The organism is Mesorhizobium sp. M0227 (assembly GCF_040321855.1).
Classification (GTDB): domain Bacteria; phylum Pseudomonadota; class Alphaproteobacteria; order Rhizobiales; family Rhizobiaceae; genus Mesorhizobium.
The window spans coordinates 19,611-34,457 of sequence record NZ_JAMYSJ010000011.1; the positions used below are offsets into that span (position 1 = coordinate 19,611).

Here is a 14,847-nt window from a genome sequence, read left to right on the forward strand (position 1 = left end):
ACAACGGGGAAGTTGCTGCACGAGGAGTTGCCATGCTCTGGAAGGGCCGTCGTCAGAGTGACAATATCGAGGACGACCGCAGCGACAGCGGCGGTGGCGGACTCGGCGGCGGCGGTGGCCAGTTCCGCATTCCGATCGGCGGCCGCACCGGTGGCGGCGGCAGCATCTTCCTCGTCATCCTGGTGGTGCTGGCCGGATGGTATTTCGGCTTCGATCCGTCGACGATCCTGGGTGGCGGCGACGGCGGCCTGCTGCCGGGCGGCGGCGGCCAGATCACCGACAACAGCGGACAGGACAACGGTGCCACACCGGCCAATGACGAGATGAAGCAGTTCGTGGCCACCGTGCTGGCCGAGACCGAGGACACCTGGTCCGGCATCTTCAAATCTCAGGGCCTAACCTACGAGGATCCGAAACTGGTGCTGTTTTCCGGCCAGGTCCGTTCGGCCTGCGGCTTTGCCTCCGCGGCGGCCGGACCGTTCTATTGTCCCGGCGACCACAAGGTCTATCTCGACATGACCTTCTTCCAGCAGCTCGACCAGCAGTTCGGCGCCTCGGGCGAATTCGCCCGCGCCTATGTGATTGCGCATGAGGTCGGCCACCACGTGCAGAACCTGACCGGCATCATGTCCAAGTTCAACCAGATGCGGCAAAGCATGGGCGAGGTCGAAGCCAACCAGATGTCGGTGCGAATCGAGCTTCAGGCCGACTGCTTTGCCGGCGTATGGGCGCATTACACCGGGCAGAAAGGCATATTGGAGCAGGGCGACATGGAGAGCGCGCTGAACGCCGCCAAGCAGATCGGCGACGACACGCTGCAGAAGAAGACGCAAGGCTATGTTGTGCCGGAAAGCTTCAACCACGGCACCTCGCAGCAGCGGCAGACCTGGCTGGCGCGCGGTTACAAGAGCGGCAAGCTGTCGGAGTGCAACACGCTGAGTGGGCCGATCTGACGAGATCGTTTTCGAGCTTCACCTGCCGGCGATGTTGCCGTCAGGGGGTGTCAGGATGAATAGAATCAGCCTGTTCCCACATTGTTCCTTGCGGCGGGCTCGCCTATAAGTGCGTCCGCCTGCGCCTGAGGGCGAGCAGAGGAGCTTGATCCTGCATGATCGACCCCAAAACCGCCAGACGGGGCCTTGCGCTCGTCTTCACCACGCTGCTGCTCGACATTATCGGCTTCGGCATGATCATGCCGGTGCTGCCGGCCTATCTCAGGGAATTGACCGGGGTCAGCATCAGCGGCGCGGCGATCGAAGGCGGCTGGCTGTTCTTCGTCTATGCGGCGATGCAGTTCGTCTTCGCGCCGATCATGGGCGGCTTGAGCGACCGGTTCGGACGCCGCCCGATCCTGCTCGCCTCGGTGCTGACCTTTTCCATCGACAATCTGATCTGTGCCGTCGCCTGGTCCTACCCGATGCTGTTCATCGGCCGTGTGCTGGCCGGCATTTCGGGCGCCAGCTATTCGACGACATCCGCCTTCATCGCCGACATCTCGAACGATGAGAACCGGGCGAAGAATTTCGGCCTGCTCGGCATTGCGTTCGGCGTCGGCTTCGTCATCGGGCCGGTGCTGGGCGGGCTGCTCGGCACATTCGGACCGCGCGTGCCGTTCTATTTCGCCGCCGGGCTTGCCTTCGTGAACTTCCTGATTGCGTTGTTTTTCCTGCCGGAAACGCTCGATGACAAGCATCGCCGCCGCTTCGAGTGGAAACGCGCCAACCCGGTGGGCACGCTGCTCCAGATGCGCCAATATCAAGGCATCGGCTGGATCGGGCTCACCTTCTTCCTGATGACGCTCGGGCACATGATGTATCCGGCGGTCTGGTCGTTCGTCTCCAGCTATCGCTATGGCTGGAGCGAGCAGCAGATCGGCTTCTCGCTCGGCGCCTTCGGCCTGTGCGGTGCGATCGTCATGGCGACGGTGCTGCCGCGCGTGATCCCGAGGCTTGGCGAGTGGAAGACGGCGGTCATCGGCCTGACATTCACGGCAGCCAGCGCCTTCGGCTACGCCTTCGCGTCGCAAGGCTGGATGATCTATGCGGTGATCGTCGTCGGCTGCCTGGAAGCGCTGGCCGATCCGCCGCTGAGGAGCCTCGCCGCCGCCAAGGTGCCGCCTTCGGCGCAAGGCGAATTGCAGGGGGCGATGACCTCGATCTTCTCGATCACCTCGATCATCACGCCGCTGCTCTATACGGCGATCTTTTCGTGGTTCACCGGGCCAAGCGCGCCGGTGACCTTCGGCGGTGCTCCCTACCTGGTCGGCGCGTGCTTCCTGACGCTGGCGGTCATCGTCTTCGTCACCAAAGTGGCGCGGCCCGTAGCACGCACGAATGTGACCACCGGCGTTGCCGAAGATGGAGCGCAGGTGTGAGCCATGACAGCCGCATTGCGCTCACCCGGGACGGACTGTCGGTGTCGCGGTTGGTCTTCGGCGCCTCGCGTCTGCTCGACAGCGCCGCCCGCCCGGATGCCGATCAGGTCGCACGGCTGATCGGCACCGCCGTCGATCTCGGCCTGACCAGCTTCGATCATGCCGACATCTATGGGAACTACGAGGTGGAAGCGGCCTTCGGTGCGGGATTGGCGCGCTGGGAAGGCAAGCGCGACAGCATCGAGCTGATCTCGAAATGCGATATCATGCTGAAGTCGCCAAACCGGCCGGACAACCGGCTGAAGCACTACGATACCGGTGCCGGCCATATTGTTGCGTCGGTGGAGCGGTCGCTTGCCAATCTCGGCACCGACTATATCGACCTGTTGCTGCTGCACCGGCCCGACCCGCTGACGGATGCCGACGAGACGGCGGCAGCTCTTGCCAAGCTGGTCACATCTGGCAAGGTGAGGGCGGTCGGCGTCTCCAACTTCACGCCGTCGCAGTTCGATCTGCTGGCCTCACGGTTGCCGTTCGCCCTCGTCACCAACCAGATCGAAATGTCGGTGCTGAAAACGGCCGCATTGACCGACGGCAGCCTGGACCACGCGCAGCGCCTTGCCTATGCGCCGATGATCTGGTCGCCGCTCGGCGGCGGCTCGCTGTTCACCGGCAAGGAGGGGCGCGAGGCGCGGGTGCGGGCAGCGCTTGCTGCGGTGGCCGCCGAGATCGGCGCCGGCGATCTGGCTGCCGTCGCGATCGCCTGGCTACTGCGCCATCCGGCCCGATTGGTGCCGGTGCTGGGTTCGATGAAGCCGGAACGGCTGGCCGCCATGGTCAAGGCGTTGGAGATCAGCCTCGACCGCCAGCAATGGTTCGCCATCCCGGAAGCCAGCGAAGGCCGGCCGGTGGCGTAGGGGTGGCATTCGTGCTGCTTGGAGGTCTGCCGGTGGCACTATCCATCATTCGCTTTAGCGGACTGTTGTTCCATGGATATTGGCCGAAGCCCTCGACCGGAGGCAGGTCTCAGCCAAATGTCGAAGTCACGCGATTTGCCTTCGAAGGGTCAAAGCTTCCTCGTCGAGGATCTGGTGCTCAATTCATTCACTTGGAATGCCGAATATTGATCTGCGCCAATTAGTCGTGCGTGAGCCGGCCCCGCAAAATGTCCCTGGTCACGTCAGCAGGCAGAGTTTCTTCGGTTTCGAGCACGGCCTTCCGTTCGTCGTAGGTCGCTACATCCGCGGCGTCTTCGAGGGCTTCTTCGGTGGCATGCAGGTTCTTATTCTTGCGCATGTCTTTGCCCCCAAAACTACGCCGGGCTGTTGCGCGCGGTCCGCTAAGCCCGTTCAGCCAGCAATTCCTCGCCGCGCTTTTCGCGGATCAAATTGACGAAGCGGCGGAACAGGTAGTGCGAATCCTGCGGGCCGGGGGAGGCTTCGGGGTGATGCTGGACCGAGAACACCGGTCGGCCGGTCAGCGTGATGCCGCAGTTCGAACCGTCGAATAGCGAGACGTGGGTTTCCTCGACGCCTGATGGCAGCGAGTCGGCATCGACGGCAAAGCCGTGGTTCATCGAGACGATCTCGACCTTGCCGGTGGTGTGGTCCTTGACCGGATGGTTGGCGCCGTGATGGCCCTGGTGCATCTTGGCGGTCTTGCCACCCAACGCCAGTGCCAGCATCTGGTGGCCGAGGCAGATGCCGAACACCGGGATGTCGGTCTTCAACAGATCCCGGATGACCGGTACGGCATAGTCACCGGTGGCTTCCGGGTCGCCGGGGCCGTTGGAGAGGAAGATGCCGTCCGGCTGCATGGCGAGGATTTCTTCAACGCCGGTCTTGGCCGGCACCACGGTGACCTTGGCGCCGAGGCCGGCGAGCAGGCGCAATATGTTGCGCTTGACGCCGTAGTCGATGGCAACGACATGCATTGTCGGCTCGGTCTGCTCGCCAAAGCCTTCGTTCCACACCCAGGGCGTCTCGCGCCAGACCGAGGACTGGCCCGAGGTGACTTCCTTGGCAAGGTCAAGCCCGATCAGCCCCGACCATGCGGCGGCGCGGCGCTTCAGATCGTCGAGGTCGAACACGCCATCGGGCGCATGCGCGATGACGGCGTTGGGCATGCCCTTTTCACGGATCAGCGCGGTGAGCGCGCGGGTGTCGATGCCCGACAGGGCGACGATGCCGCGCTTCTTCAGCCACTGGTCGAGACCGGTGCCGGCGCGATAGTTGGACGGGTTGGTGACATCGGCCTTGAACACGGCGCCGACGGCACCGGCGCGGGCGGCGGGATTGAGGTCCTCGATGTCCTCGTCATTGGTGCCGATGTTGCCGATATGCGGGAAGGTGAAGGTGACGATCTGGCCGGCATAGGAGGGGTCTGTGAGGATTTCCTGGTAGCCGGTCAGCGCCGTGTTGAAGCAGACTTCGGCGACGGCGGAGCCGGTGGCGCCGAGACCGCGACCTTCGATGACGGTGCCGTCGGCCAGAACCAGAAGGGCAGTCGGCTTTTCAGTGGTCCAGGCGGGCGTCGAGGCGGCGGTCATCTCGGCCATGGCGGCACTCCTATCGGGCTGCGCGCTTCCATAGGCCCGGCGGGCCATCTGCGCGGCAAACGGCGCGAAGCGGCGATTTCGCGGCCTCCACGCAGTCAAATTTCCGTTCATGCAAGGCCCAGTACATAGGGGAAGGGGGCAGAGCGGTCAATGATCATGCGAAATGCCGCCATGTTTTATTTCGCCTAGCAAAATCAGCGGCTTGCCCCGGCATATCTGGGTTTGCCTTGGCTCGCCCCCGGCGCTATTGTCCGCGCCGATCGAAGGAGAATGCACCATGCGCGGCAAAATCGCCGAATCCCTGAAGAGCGCGATGAAGGCGCAGGACAAGCATCGGCTGCCGACATTGCGGCTGATCCAGGCGGCCATTCACGACCGCGACATCGCCAATCGCGGTTCGGGCAAGGAGCCGGCCAGCGATGAGGAGATCCTGCAGATCCTGGCCAAGATGGTGAAGCAGCGCGAGGAATCGGCCAAAGCCTTCGACGACGGCAAACGGCCGGAACTCGCCGCGCAGGAGCGCGGCGAGATGGAGATCATCCGCACCTTCCTGCCGACGCAGTTGGACGATGCGGCGGTGACGGCTGCGGCGCGCGAGGCGATCGCCGCGACCGGTGCGGCCAGCCAGAAGGACATGGGCAAGGTGATTGCCGCACTGAAGCAGAAATATGCCGGCCAGATGGATTTCGGCAAGGCGAGCGGCATCGTCAAGGGTCTGCTGCAGTAGGGTGCTGCTCATCTCGTCGCTTGGGTGGCCGACCGGGCGGCTCTTCCGGGAACCCAGATCCGTCCGGAATCGAAGTCCAGGAATTGGAACTCGGATACCGCCGAGATGTTTATCCGTCATGCAACTGGAGAGATGTCATGACTGAGAACGAAACCCGCTACGAAACCGGCGCGACGAAATATCCGGCAAAGACCGATGCCGACGCTTCCGATGAATTCTCCCAGGATGCGGCCGCCAACAAGAAGCCCGCCGGCGGCATCGGGCTCACCCGCCGGATGGGCGAAGTGGAAGACCGAACCCGCCAGTCGGACGGACAAAACCCGCCAAGGCAAGGCACGCCGAGCGCCGCAACCGAAAAGACGTCCGGGGCCGGCCCCGCTATCGCGGAGCGTTCAAAGGACGCCAAGGCTCCGAAGAGCGGCCGCCAGCCTGGAGCGTATGTCAAGAAGTGATCGCTGGACGGGACCCGAGGTCCTAGCATTGCACGGCCGGTCATTAACGACCGATTTACACTTGCGCCTTTCGCGACTGGTTGGTCGTATCTGTCCGGGCCTCCTCGGCTACAATGCACGGCGCAATGCCGGCGCTTCCTGCTGGATATGATCCCACAGCCGGTTGGCGATCGGCCCATGCGGCCGGTCGCGGCGCCGGGCCACCACCAGTTCGTCGGTGCGGCCCGGCAGATGGCGGCCGGCAATGGATTGCAGGCGCCCGTCATGCAGTTCTTCCTCGATCAGGAAGCGGGGCAGGTGGCCCCAGCCAAGGCCCTGCAGGATTATCTCCTTCTTCATGCCCTGGTCGGCGACGAGGCATTGCGGCGCGCCTTCGATCAGCGAATAGTTTTGTTGTGGCGAATGGCGGGCGCTGTCGCGCATGACGCATTGGGTGAGTGCCTGCATCTGGTCCAGGGTGATCGGCTGCTCGATACGCTCGGGCAGAAAGCCCGGCGCCACCACGGGAATGAAGGACACCTTGCACAGATCGACCCATTCCACCCGCGCATCGCCCTTGTCGACCCAGTGCAGGATCAGATCGGCTTCGTCATCGAATAGACGCTCCCATGGGCCGCCGACCGCTTCGAAATGCAGATGCAGGCGGGTGCCGGGGCACTGTGCGAAGAACCGCCCGAGCATGCCCAGCACATGCGGGCGCGGGCACAGGTCGCCTATCACCACGTGGATCTCGCTTTCCTCACCCATCGCCAACTGGGCGGCATGGACGCGCAAACCATCCAGCTCGCGCAGCAGCGATAGCGCTCGGCGGTGGAACGACAGCCCTGCCTCGGTCGCACGCACGCGATAGCCGCTGCGGTCCAGGAGGCAAAGGTCGAGCTGTCGCTCCAGCTTGGCGACGGCAGCGAACACCGCCGGATGCGAGCGATGCAGCACGGCCGCCGCAGGCTGAAAGCCGCCGGTGCGAATCACCGCATCGAAGCATTGAAGGTCGTGGAGAGTAAATTCGGTCATGTCGGTTTTTATTACAAAGATTGTCCCATCTTTGTAATATCAACAAAATTATCCCTCGGCTACGTTTGGCCTCATTCAAACGTTCCAGAAGGAATTTTCATCATGAACAAGCTGAATTTCGTCACGACGGGCGACGGCACGCGCATCGCCTACCGCTTCGACGGCGAGGCAAGCAAGCCGGTGCTGGTGCTATCGAATTCCATCGGCACCACGCTGCACATGTGGGACAGGCAGGTTGGCGAGTTGTCGAAGCATTTCCGTATTCTGCGCTACGATTTTCGCGGCCATGGCGGATCGAGCGTTCCTGTCGGCGCCTACTCGCTCGACCGGCTTGGCCGCGACGTCATCGAACTGCTCGACGCGCTCGACCTGCAACGCGTACATTTCCTTGGCCTGTCGCTTGGCGGGTTCGTCGCGCAGTGGCTCGGCATCCACGCGCCCGAGCGGATCGACCGGCTGATCCTGAGCAACACCTCGTCTCATCTCTCGCCGGCAAGCTATTTCGACGAGCGGATTGCCGCGGTGCGGCAGGCACCGGACATGTCGGAAACCGCCGAGACGTTCCTGAGCAACTGGTTCCCCGCGTCGATGGTTGCCGCCAACGAGCCCGTGGTCGAAGAGTTTCGCACCATGCTGCTGGCTATCGACCGGCAAGGCCTGGCGGGCCTGTTCGCGGCGGTTCGCGACGCCGATCTTCGCCGTACCGTAGCACTGATACCGCGACCGACGCTGGTGATCGCCGGTCGGCATGACACGGTGACAGCAGCCAGCCACGGCGAGATGATTGCCGCGGCGGTGCCCGGCGCGGAGCTGGTCGTGCTGCCCGCGGTCCATCTGTCGAACATTGAGTATCCGGCAGAGTTCATCCAGGCTGTGGTCGATTTCCTGCGCTGAGCTGGAGCGCGACGGAAAGGCGTCCGGCGCCAGTCCGGTGGTCGCCGAACGTTCGAAGGAGGCCATGGTTCAGAAGAGGGGCGGCAGCCGGAGCCCTGCGTCAACGTGAGCGGCGGTCCGAACCGAGCCATCCGGCGAAAAGCTTGTTCGACGCCTTTCGGAACGATCCCGTCACCTCGCCATTATCAGCACGAGGGCAGGCTCAACACGCCGTGACCCGACCTTTGAGGCGGCCGGTGACTTTCGAGCGCCAACACGAACACGCCGGAGGAAACGATGACTGGACGCAAAACCCACGATCAACAAATTCGCATCATTGAAGAGCGGGAAAACACAAAGAACGCGGGCGAGGATTTCGATGCAGAGGCGGATCTGAAACGATCAGCGGCGGAACGCGAAGCGCTGCGCAAGGGATCGGACATGAGGACCGACACACCGGACCTCGTCGATCCGGACGACCGCAACATCCTTCGCGGCAAAAATCAGGAAAGCGTCCATCACAAAAACCGTCCTGACGACTAGATGAGCACCGATCCTGGAAACATTTGGATAGATTGGAGGCAGCCATGGCACACGGCGGCAAGAAACACATTGGAGCGGGTTCACAGGGAAAAGGTTCCGGGACAGGCGCCATGACCGTAACGCCAAAGGACAAGCTCGAAGAAAACAAGGTACTGTCCAATCGCGACAAGGCACAGCATTCCAAAGAACGCGGTTTGGACTCCAGGCAGGTCGCGACAGAGCAGCATCAGGATCATGCCGCCAACCGTTTACGGGACTGACGCCCTGCTGGACGCCAGCCTCGGCGCGCCGCTCGGAGGCCGTCAGAGTCGTTGCCGTCGCTATTTGACGCCGAGGCTCTCGGGCCAGAGCGCCTGGATTTCCTTCGGCAGCGCATCGCGCACCTTGGCCGACTGGCCCAGATCAATATGCCGTGCAAGAACTCGGAACACCGAGCGTGCCGCCTCCTCGGGATCGACGGGGCGGATCGATTTCAATTCCTCGCCGATGTGCTGCGAGAAGTTTTCAAGGGAGCGCGTTTTGTCCGGCTCGGCTGCGGGCCGGTAGTGGTCGTAATAGGCGCCGCGCACCAGGATCGGCAGTTCCGCCCCAAGTTTGGCCGCAAGCCCGATCTGCAGCCTGTCCCTTACGGTCCGTAAGACCACGCCCCCGCCGATCCGGACCATGATCGTCCATGATCTCGTCGAGCCAAATGTTGGTCGTCTGCAGCGTCCTGTCAAAAACATCCAAACCGGTAGCGCTCATCATCGCCTCCTCATCAAATTCATGTCTGGTTTCGAAACGATGCTTGGGGACAATCGTTTCGCTATCTGTCTACAAAATTGCCTCGGTCTGTGATCCGGCTCTGCTCCGGGATCACGGAACCGCTCTTGGTTGCGCTGGAACCCCTTCCGAAGCAGTTCGTTCCTTGGGTGGGCGGCTTTGAGGAGTTGATTGGGTGGGGGGAGCGCGTCCCGCAACAGGTTTTTGCGATGCCTGCAAGGAAGACAAAAACCGATGAAGGCGAGAACCGGCAGCAACTCCTGCAGATGATGACCACGGAGCATTTGGTGCTGGGGACCGCCAGGGCGGCGACGATTCAGGAGGCGAATCAGCGCGCAAATTTGTTCCTGACGTCGGTATCCAGCGCCACGATCGCCCTTGCCTTCGTCGCCCAGGTGACAAGGATGGGGCTTCCTTTCATGCTGTTCAGCCTGATCCTGTTGCCATGCCTCTACTTCATCGGGCTGGTGACATTCGTCAGGGCTGTGCAGGTGGCCATCGAAGACATGGTCCACGCCCGCGGCATGGCACGCATCAGGCACTACTACACCGAGCTTACTCCCTCGATGGCGCGCTATCTGGTTCACTCCACTCATGACAACCAAACGGCTCTGCTGGCCGATGTCGGCCTCAAGCCAAGGCCCTGGCAAGCGTTCGCCGGAACCGCAGGAATGGTGAATGTCGTCAACGGTGCCATCGCCGGTGTCTTTGCCGGCGTGATGCTCAAGGTTGTCATTGGCTCGACAGTCAGTCTTGCCGTGACTGTTGGCATTCTAGCCTTTGCGGTGAGCAATTGGTGCCTCTGGCAACATCACACGCGCAGTTGGGCAAGCGCGGAGCACAAGCTGAAGGTGCTGTTTCCGAACCTGCCGGACAGCGACGGCGAGGCGCGGATCGGATAACCCGTTCGAGAGGGACTGCAGAAGCACCAACTCGCTAGGCGGAAACCTCAAGCACGATCTTGCCACGCACATGCTCATTTTCCAGCCGTTCTTCCGCTTTGGCGACCTCTCCAAGAGGGTAGGTGGCTAGCACGAAGGGGGTGACCTTGCCGGCGTCGATGAGGCGGCCGATCTCGGCAAGGTGCGCCGCATTCGGCTCGGCCAGATAGGAGACGCCACGCGCCCGACGCAAGTTTGCCTTTTCCTGCGACGGTTGGGAAAGAGTGGAAACGAGCGTCCCGCCTGGCTTGAGCACATCCCAGGAACGGTCCTGCGTGTCGCCCGCGATAAGGTCGAACACCAGGTCGACCGCATTGACGACCTCTTCGAAACGCTGATTCTTGTAGTCGACCGTCTGATCGGCGCCAAGCTCACGCACGAAAACGACGTCCTCGGCGGAAACGGTTGTCGCGACGAACGCGCCCGCGGCCTTGGCCAGTTGGATCGCCAGATGACCGACGCCGCCGGCGCCGCCATGGATGAGAACCCGTTGCCCGGATTTGAGGCCGCCATGGTCGAAAAGGCCCTGCCATGCAGTGATGCCGGCAAGCGGCACCGCCGCGGCTTCGACATGGCTTAGACGATCCGGTTTCGCAGCCGCCTCCGTCGCCTTGACCACGACATATTCGGCATTGCCGCCCCGGTCATGACCAAGCATCGCAAATAACGGGTCGCCCTTCTTCAACGTATGCGCCCGCGTACCGCATATTTCCACCGTGCCGGACACGTCGCGCCCGAGCGTGATCGGCAGGGTTTCGCTCACCGACCCTTCGCGGGTCTTGTAGTCGATCGGATTGACGCTTGCGGCGCGGACCCTGAGCACAACCTCGTCGTCAAGCGGCTGAGGCGAGGGGACTTGATCGATCGAAAGGACCTCAGGTCCGCCAAAAGCGTGGATGCGGACTGCTTTCATGTCGGCATACCTCCTATTGTTTGGCTGTCGGCGACGGTGTCTGCATGTCGTCAGCGGCTGTGCAGCCCAGGTTGCGGAGGCAGCCACACCGGCTTCCCAGCCGGGCAACGCCGCCGCAAGGACGGCATCCTGCTAGGCCGTAGACTGCGTCGGCGGGTTCTGATTCATATGGCGGCAAGGCTGCAACCAGACTTGCTGGCCTTCTAACTGGGTAGCAGGCCGTTGGTTCCAACCACCACAATCGGCTGAACGTGGTGCCGGAAATTCTTTCCTCGGCCAGAGCATTCAGCCAGTCTTGATCCATCCGGCCTTATGCACACAGCTGTTTCGAGTTGCGACATCGAGGAGGAGAGGCGGGGCACCGGAGCTACCGGCGCGCTGGCCTGGAGATCGGATTGAAATCATTGATGGTGGGTCGCAGGGCTGCCGATCAATGCGGTTCGCACGCCGAACATAAAGCGGCGCGGCGGTGCGATGCGGACTTCAAGACGCTTCGCAGATCGGCAGCGGCTGCGGCGGTGGTGCCGGGTGATCCTTCCTGTATTGGGCGATGATCGGCTCGAGGGTCTTTCGCGGCCAGAATTTCGGTGTGCCGATTTCCTTCAGGCAGGACGTGTTCCAGTAGGCGCCCGGCTGTGAATGGTTGGCGACCGCGGCGATGTCGCGCGATTCCGGGTAGATATAGAGCGTCGTCGGATTGTCCTTGACCATCGGGATGATCTGCCGCGCATCCGCCGGCGACCAGCTGGTGCAGCCATTGCTGCGGCCGCCGGCATAGTCCACCAGCTTGCCGAACGGCACGAAGCCGTCATGGTCGGCGTGCGAGCTGTTCGGGTTTTTGCGCAGGCAAAGGCCGTGCAGCACCTGGGCGGCATGGCCGCCGATCACCCGCTGCCTGGCGTTCGCGGCCTCGCCTTCGCCGTCGAACTGGATGAAGGTGCGCTGGAAAACCGCGTCCTGCTTCGCACCGGTGCGGTAGTAGCCCTTGAACGAGGTTTTCGCTTCTCTGGTCATATACGCGCCGCCGGCCGTTAACGACGAATCCATCGCATTGCCGAAATTCTTCGCGCACCGCCTGCCATTTGAAAAATCGACAACGCCTTTCAAATTACGGCCGCTGCCATGACCGGACGAAATCGCGCGAAACGACTGGCTGGCTTCGCAGATGACGTAATAGCGGCGTCCCAGAACGCCGTCGCCTAGATCGCTGGGGCGTGTCGCATCCATGGCGAAGTAGCAGGGGTTCTTGACGGCACCTTGCGCAACCTTCTTCCGGTAAAGCGCGCGGGCTCGTTCGAGGACAATTTGTGAGATCTGGCCGTCGCTGTCGCCAACATGAGCCTGCAGCCAGGCTGGAACGGCAGATGGTGCGGCAAAGGATCGGGCCGATACCGCCACGGCGATGACGACGAGAAGGCTGGCGACGACACCCAGAGGAACAGATCTCAACCGCACCGGATCAATTCTCCTGTCGAAGCGTTTTGCGATTCCCTGCGGTATTGCCGCGAGAATCGATCATAGATCGCCTCGCATTATCAAGCGGAAACACATCTTGTTTAGCGCACCCGCACGAAGAGCCATGAAGGAGGTCGACGCGCGCAAACGCTCCTACGCCGGGATGCTGGCTCCAGGCTTGCGCGCGGGCTTCCCCGCATCTTTGAATGTCCGCGATTTTCGATCAGCACGGATTGAGCTATCATCTGATTCTGGCGCAGCCCACGCCTCCTCCCTCCGCCGGGAAAGCATCGTTCATGCAGGGCACTCTCATCACCGAACCGACTGTTCGAGCACTTGGCATAAGGAGGGGTTGCGAAAACGGCTCGCACCAGGAGGTTTTGCAATGAAGCTGTCCGCGCCCGTTTACCATCTGAAGCGTCAAGCCAGGCTGTTGTCCCGCGAGGGCAAGATTCCGCTCCACGAAGCGCTTGATCGTGTTGCAGCACAGGAAGGCTTCGCCAGTTGGAGTCTGCTTGCAGCCAAGGCAGCCGAGGCGGCGCCCTGCCGGCATACTGTTTGCGCAACTTGCGCCCGGCGATCTCGTTCTGGTGGGTGCACGACCCGGCCACGGCAAGACGCTGATGAGCCTCGAACTCGCAATCGAAGCCATGAAATCAGGCCATCGCGGTGTGTTCTTCACGCTGGAGTATACGCAGCGGGATGTGCTGGACCGGTTTCGCGCCATCGGGACGGACCCTGCACGGTTCAACGACCGGTTCGTGTTCGACAATTCCGACGCCATCAGCGCCGACTATATCGTCAAGGCACTGGGCTCGGCGGCACGCGGTACGCTGGTGGTGATCGACTATCTGCAACTGCTCGACCAGAAGCGGGAAAACCCGGACCTGATGGCGCAGGTTCGCACGCTGAAGGTCTTGGCGCGCGAGAGGGGATTGATCCTCGTCTTCATCTCGCAGATCGATCGGTCATACGATCCATTGAAGAAGCGATGTCCCGATATCGGCGATGTGCGGTTGCCGAACCCTCTGGACCTGTCGCTGTTCGACAAGACCTGCTTCCTGAACAAGGGCGAAATCCGGTTCCACGCGGCAGGCTGACGATCCGGTCAGCCAGCCTTCATTGGGCCGCTGCCGGTAGATTCAGAGGCTGCGCAAGCAATGCCGAACTGTGCTGCGCGCGCAATGCTTCGGCGGCCTGGCGAACCACTTCGGATATAAGCAGCAGCTGTTTGGCGATCGGGCTTGTCTTGCGCCAGATCATGCCGATCGTCCGCGACGGTTGGGGGTTGGCGAAATGGGCGATAGAGACCGCCGCCGAGCGCGTCTCCACCGGCACGGCCATTTCGGGGATCAAGGTGACGCCGACGCCGGCGCCGACCATCTGCACCAGGGTCGACAGCGAGCTGCCGTCCAGCAACTCCCTTGGGCGCACCGAATGCATGTTGCAGAACGACAGCGCCTGGTCGCGAAAACAATGGCCTTCCTCGAGCAGGAGCAGCCGCATCTCGCGCAGCATTTCGCGGTTGGGCACCGGCTTTCCCTCATCCTCGCCGGGTCGGACCAGCACGAAGTTCTCGGCAAACAGCACGATTTCCGTCAGCGACGCTTCCGATACCGGCAAGGCGACGATGGCGGCATCGAGCCGGCCGTCGGCCAGTTCCTGGATCAGCTTCTGCGTCTGCGTTTCGCGCACGTGGATATCGAGCCCGTCATGCATGCGGGCCAGGTTGCCGATGATGGCAGGCAGAAGGTAGGGTGCGATCGTCGGGATCACCCCGATGCGCAACCGTCCCACCAGCCGGTCGCGCGAGGCGCGGGCCAGATCCGTCAGCTCGTCCACCGAGCGCAGGATGTCGCGGACGCGCAAGGCGAATTCCTCGCCGAAATTGGTCAGCCGGACCTGGCGTGGGCCTCTTTGGAAAAGCGCCGTGCCAAGCGTTTCCTCCAACTCCCGGATCTGCACCGAGATGGCGGGCTGCGAGATCGCGCAGGCATCGGCGGCGCGGCCGAAATGATTGTGCCGCGCCAGCGCCTCGAAATAACGCAACTGCTTCAGCGTCAGGTTTGTCATAATGTCATCTTATCGCTGTAATCAGGAAATCCAACTTAAATTAATCAGGCGGCTTTGCTATACGAGTCGCAACGAAGATGAGGAGCAGCCGGGACCGCCTGGTGAGGCGCATGCCGGCAGCAACAGGACATCCAACATATTCGGTCGCGTATCGGGCATATGG

General features: G+C 62.4%; 15 protein-coding genes and 2 pseudogenes. 10 read left to right on the forward strand and 7 right to left on the reverse strand.

Annotated elements, in window-relative coordinates; translation table 11 throughout:
- Positions 1-32 precede the first annotated feature (32 nt).
- The 3 genes from ypfJ (at position 33) to NKJ00_RS16975 (ending at position 3,291) form a co-directional block, all read left to right on the forward strand.
- Positions 33-953 carry a KPN_02809 family neutral zinc metallopeptidase gene (gene ypfJ / locus NKJ00_RS16965; RefSeq protein WP_352556107.1) on the forward strand — a complete coding sequence of 307 codons (921 nt, stop codon included), beginning with the start codon at positions 33-35 and terminating at the stop codon, positions 951-953.
- 155 nt (positions 954-1,108) lie between these two features.
- A complete protein-coding gene (locus tag NKJ00_RS16970; protein ID WP_352630517.1) occupies positions 1,109-2,374 on the forward strand; it encodes a TCR/Tet family MFS transporter in 1,266 nt (421 codons plus the stop codon).
- Positions 2,371-3,291, forward strand: a complete 921-nt coding sequence (locus tag NKJ00_RS16975) for an aldo/keto reductase (protein WP_352630518.1) — start codon at positions 2,371-2,373, stop codon at positions 3,289-3,291. The genes NKJ00_RS16970 and NKJ00_RS16975 overlap by 4 nt, the downstream gene beginning before the upstream one ends.
- 220 nt (positions 3,292-3,511) lie before the next feature.
- On the opposite strand, the gene NKJ00_RS16980 is transcribed toward NKJ00_RS16975, so the two are convergent.
- Positions 3,512-3,670: a hypothetical protein gene (locus NKJ00_RS16980; protein WP_352630520.1), complete on the reverse strand. Its 159-nt coding sequence runs from the start codon at positions 3,668-3,670 to the stop codon at positions 3,512-3,514.
- A gap of 43 nt (positions 3,671-3,713) precedes the next feature.
- Positions 3,714-4,931, reverse strand: coding sequence for a glutamine-hydrolyzing carbamoyl-phosphate synthase small subunit (gene carA, locus NKJ00_RS16985; RefSeq protein WP_352630521.1), 1,218 nt, complete (start codon positions 4,929-4,931; stop codon positions 3,714-3,716).
- A 277-nt stretch (positions 4,932-5,208) separates the two neighbouring features.
- Between carA and NKJ00_RS16990 the strand changes: the two genes are divergently transcribed.
- Both NKJ00_RS16990 and NKJ00_RS16995 read left to right on the forward strand, forming a co-directional pair.
- The gene (locus tag NKJ00_RS16990) at positions 5,209-5,658 is read left to right on the forward strand and encodes a GatB/YqeY domain-containing protein (RefSeq protein ID WP_013530126.1); all 450 of its coding nucleotides are present in this window, start codon (positions 5,209-5,211) and stop codon (positions 5,656-5,658) included.
- A gap of 137 nt (positions 5,659-5,795) precedes the next feature.
- Positions 5,796-6,110, forward strand: coding sequence for a hypothetical protein (locus NKJ00_RS16995; protein ID WP_352630524.1), 315 nt, complete (start codon positions 5,796-5,798; stop codon positions 6,108-6,110).
- Between the two features lie 108 nt (positions 6,111-6,218).
- Here NKJ00_RS16995 and NKJ00_RS17000 read toward each other — a convergent pair whose 3' ends face one another.
- Positions 6,219-7,124 carry a LysR family transcriptional regulator gene (locus NKJ00_RS17000; protein WP_352555725.1) on the reverse strand — a complete coding sequence of 302 codons (906 nt, stop codon included), beginning with the start codon at positions 7,122-7,124 and terminating at the stop codon, positions 6,219-6,221.
- Between the two features lie 102 nt (positions 7,125-7,226).
- On the opposite strand from NKJ00_RS17000, the gene pcaD reads away from it, so the two are divergent.
- The 3 genes from pcaD (at position 7,227) to NKJ00_RS17015 (ending at position 8,800) form a co-directional block, all read left to right on the forward strand.
- The gene (gene pcaD, locus NKJ00_RS17005; protein WP_352630526.1) at positions 7,227-8,018 is read left to right on the forward strand and encodes a 3-oxoadipate enol-lactonase; all 792 of its coding nucleotides are present in this window, start codon (positions 7,227-7,229) and stop codon (positions 8,016-8,018) included.
- A gap of 276 nt (positions 8,019-8,294) precedes the next feature.
- Positions 8,295-8,540: a hypothetical protein gene (locus NKJ00_RS17010; protein WP_127297497.1), complete on the forward strand. Its 246-nt coding sequence runs from the start codon at positions 8,295-8,297 to the stop codon at positions 8,538-8,540.
- A gap of 44 nt (positions 8,541-8,584) precedes the next feature.
- Complete coding sequence (locus NKJ00_RS17015) at positions 8,585-8,800, forward strand: hypothetical protein (protein ID WP_127297496.1); 216 nt, start codon at positions 8,585-8,587, stop codon at positions 8,798-8,800.
- 60 nt (positions 8,801-8,860) lie between these two features.
- Here NKJ00_RS17015 and NKJ00_RS17020 read toward each other — a convergent pair.
- A pseudogene (locus NKJ00_RS17020) lies at positions 8,861-9,284 on the reverse strand (DUF2267 domain-containing protein).
- A gap of 125 nt (positions 9,285-9,409) precedes the next feature.
- Here NKJ00_RS17020 and NKJ00_RS17025 point away from each other — a divergent pair.
- A complete protein-coding gene (locus NKJ00_RS17025; protein WP_352630528.1) occupies positions 9,410-10,204 on the forward strand; it encodes a hypothetical protein in 795 nt (264 codons plus the stop codon).
- A 34-nt stretch (positions 10,205-10,238) separates the two neighbouring features.
- On the opposite strand, the gene NKJ00_RS17030 is transcribed toward NKJ00_RS17025, so the two are convergent.
- Together NKJ00_RS17030 and NKJ00_RS17035 are read right to left on the reverse strand one after the other, a co-directional pair.
- The gene (locus NKJ00_RS17030) at positions 10,239-11,156 is read right to left on the reverse strand and encodes an NADP-dependent oxidoreductase (protein WP_128305495.1); all 918 of its coding nucleotides are present in this window, start codon (positions 11,154-11,156) and stop codon (positions 10,239-10,241) included.
- Between the two features lie 483 nt (positions 11,157-11,639).
- Positions 11,640-12,611 (reverse strand): hypothetical protein, encoded by a 972-nt coding sequence (locus NKJ00_RS17035; RefSeq protein ID WP_352630531.1) that lies wholly within the window; start codon positions 12,609-12,611, stop codon positions 11,640-11,642.
- A gap of 385 nt (positions 12,612-12,996) precedes the next feature.
- Between NKJ00_RS17035 and NKJ00_RS17040 the strand changes: the two are divergent.
- Positions 12,997-13,711: pseudogene (locus tag NKJ00_RS17040) on the forward strand (DNA helicase).
- A 19-nt stretch (positions 13,712-13,730) separates the two neighbouring features.
- Here the strand turns inward: NKJ00_RS17040 and NKJ00_RS17045 are convergent.
- The gene (locus NKJ00_RS17045) at positions 13,731-14,684 is read right to left on the reverse strand and encodes a hydrogen peroxide-inducible genes activator (protein ID WP_352630533.1); all 954 of its coding nucleotides are present in this window, start codon (positions 14,682-14,684) and stop codon (positions 13,731-13,733) included.
- Positions 14,685-14,847 lie beyond the last annotated feature (163 nt).

Bases quoted from the DNA above. Each gene is read 5' to 3' on its own strand.
- NKJ00_RS17015 (WP_127297496.1), top strand. From the start codon at position 8,585: ATGGCACACGGCGGCAAGAAACACATTGGAGCGGGTTCACAGGGAAAA.
- NKJ00_RS16990 (WP_013530126.1), top strand. From the start codon at position 5,209: ATGCGCGGCAAAATCGCCGAATCCCTGAAGAGCGCGATGAAGGCGCAG.
- carA (WP_352630521.1), bottom strand. From the start codon at position 4,931: ATGGCCGAGATGACCGCCGCCTCGACGCCCGCCTGGACCACTGAAAAG.
- pcaD (WP_352630526.1), top strand. From the start codon at position 7,227: ATGAACAAGCTGAATTTCGTCACGACGGGCGACGGCACGCGCATCGCC.
- NKJ00_RS16980 (WP_352630520.1), bottom strand. From the start codon at position 3,670: ATGCGCAAGAATAAGAACCTGCATGCCACCGAAGAAGCCCTCGAAGAC.
- NKJ00_RS16970 (WP_352630517.1), top strand. From the start codon at position 1,109: ATGATCGACCCCAAAACCGCCAGACGGGGCCTTGCGCTCGTCTTCACC.
- NKJ00_RS17000 (WP_352555725.1), bottom strand. From the start codon at position 7,124: ATGACCGAATTTACTCTCCACGACCTTCAATGCTTCGATGCGGTGATT.
- NKJ00_RS17045 (WP_352630533.1), bottom strand. From the start codon at position 14,684: ATGACAAACCTGACGCTGAAGCAGTTGCGTTATTTCGAGGCGCTGGCG.
- NKJ00_RS16995 (WP_352630524.1), top strand. From the start codon at position 5,796: ATGACTGAGAACGAAACCCGCTACGAAACCGGCGCGACGAAATATCCG.
- ypfJ (WP_352556107.1), top strand. From the start codon at position 33: ATGCTCTGGAAGGGCCGTCGTCAGAGTGACAATATCGAGGACGACCGC.
- NKJ00_RS17030 (WP_128305495.1), bottom strand. From the start codon at position 11,156: ATGAAAGCAGTCCGCATCCACGCTTTTGGCGGACCTGAGGTCCTTTCG.
- NKJ00_RS17010 (WP_127297497.1), top strand. From the start codon at position 8,295: ATGACTGGACGCAAAACCCACGATCAACAAATTCGCATCATTGAAGAG.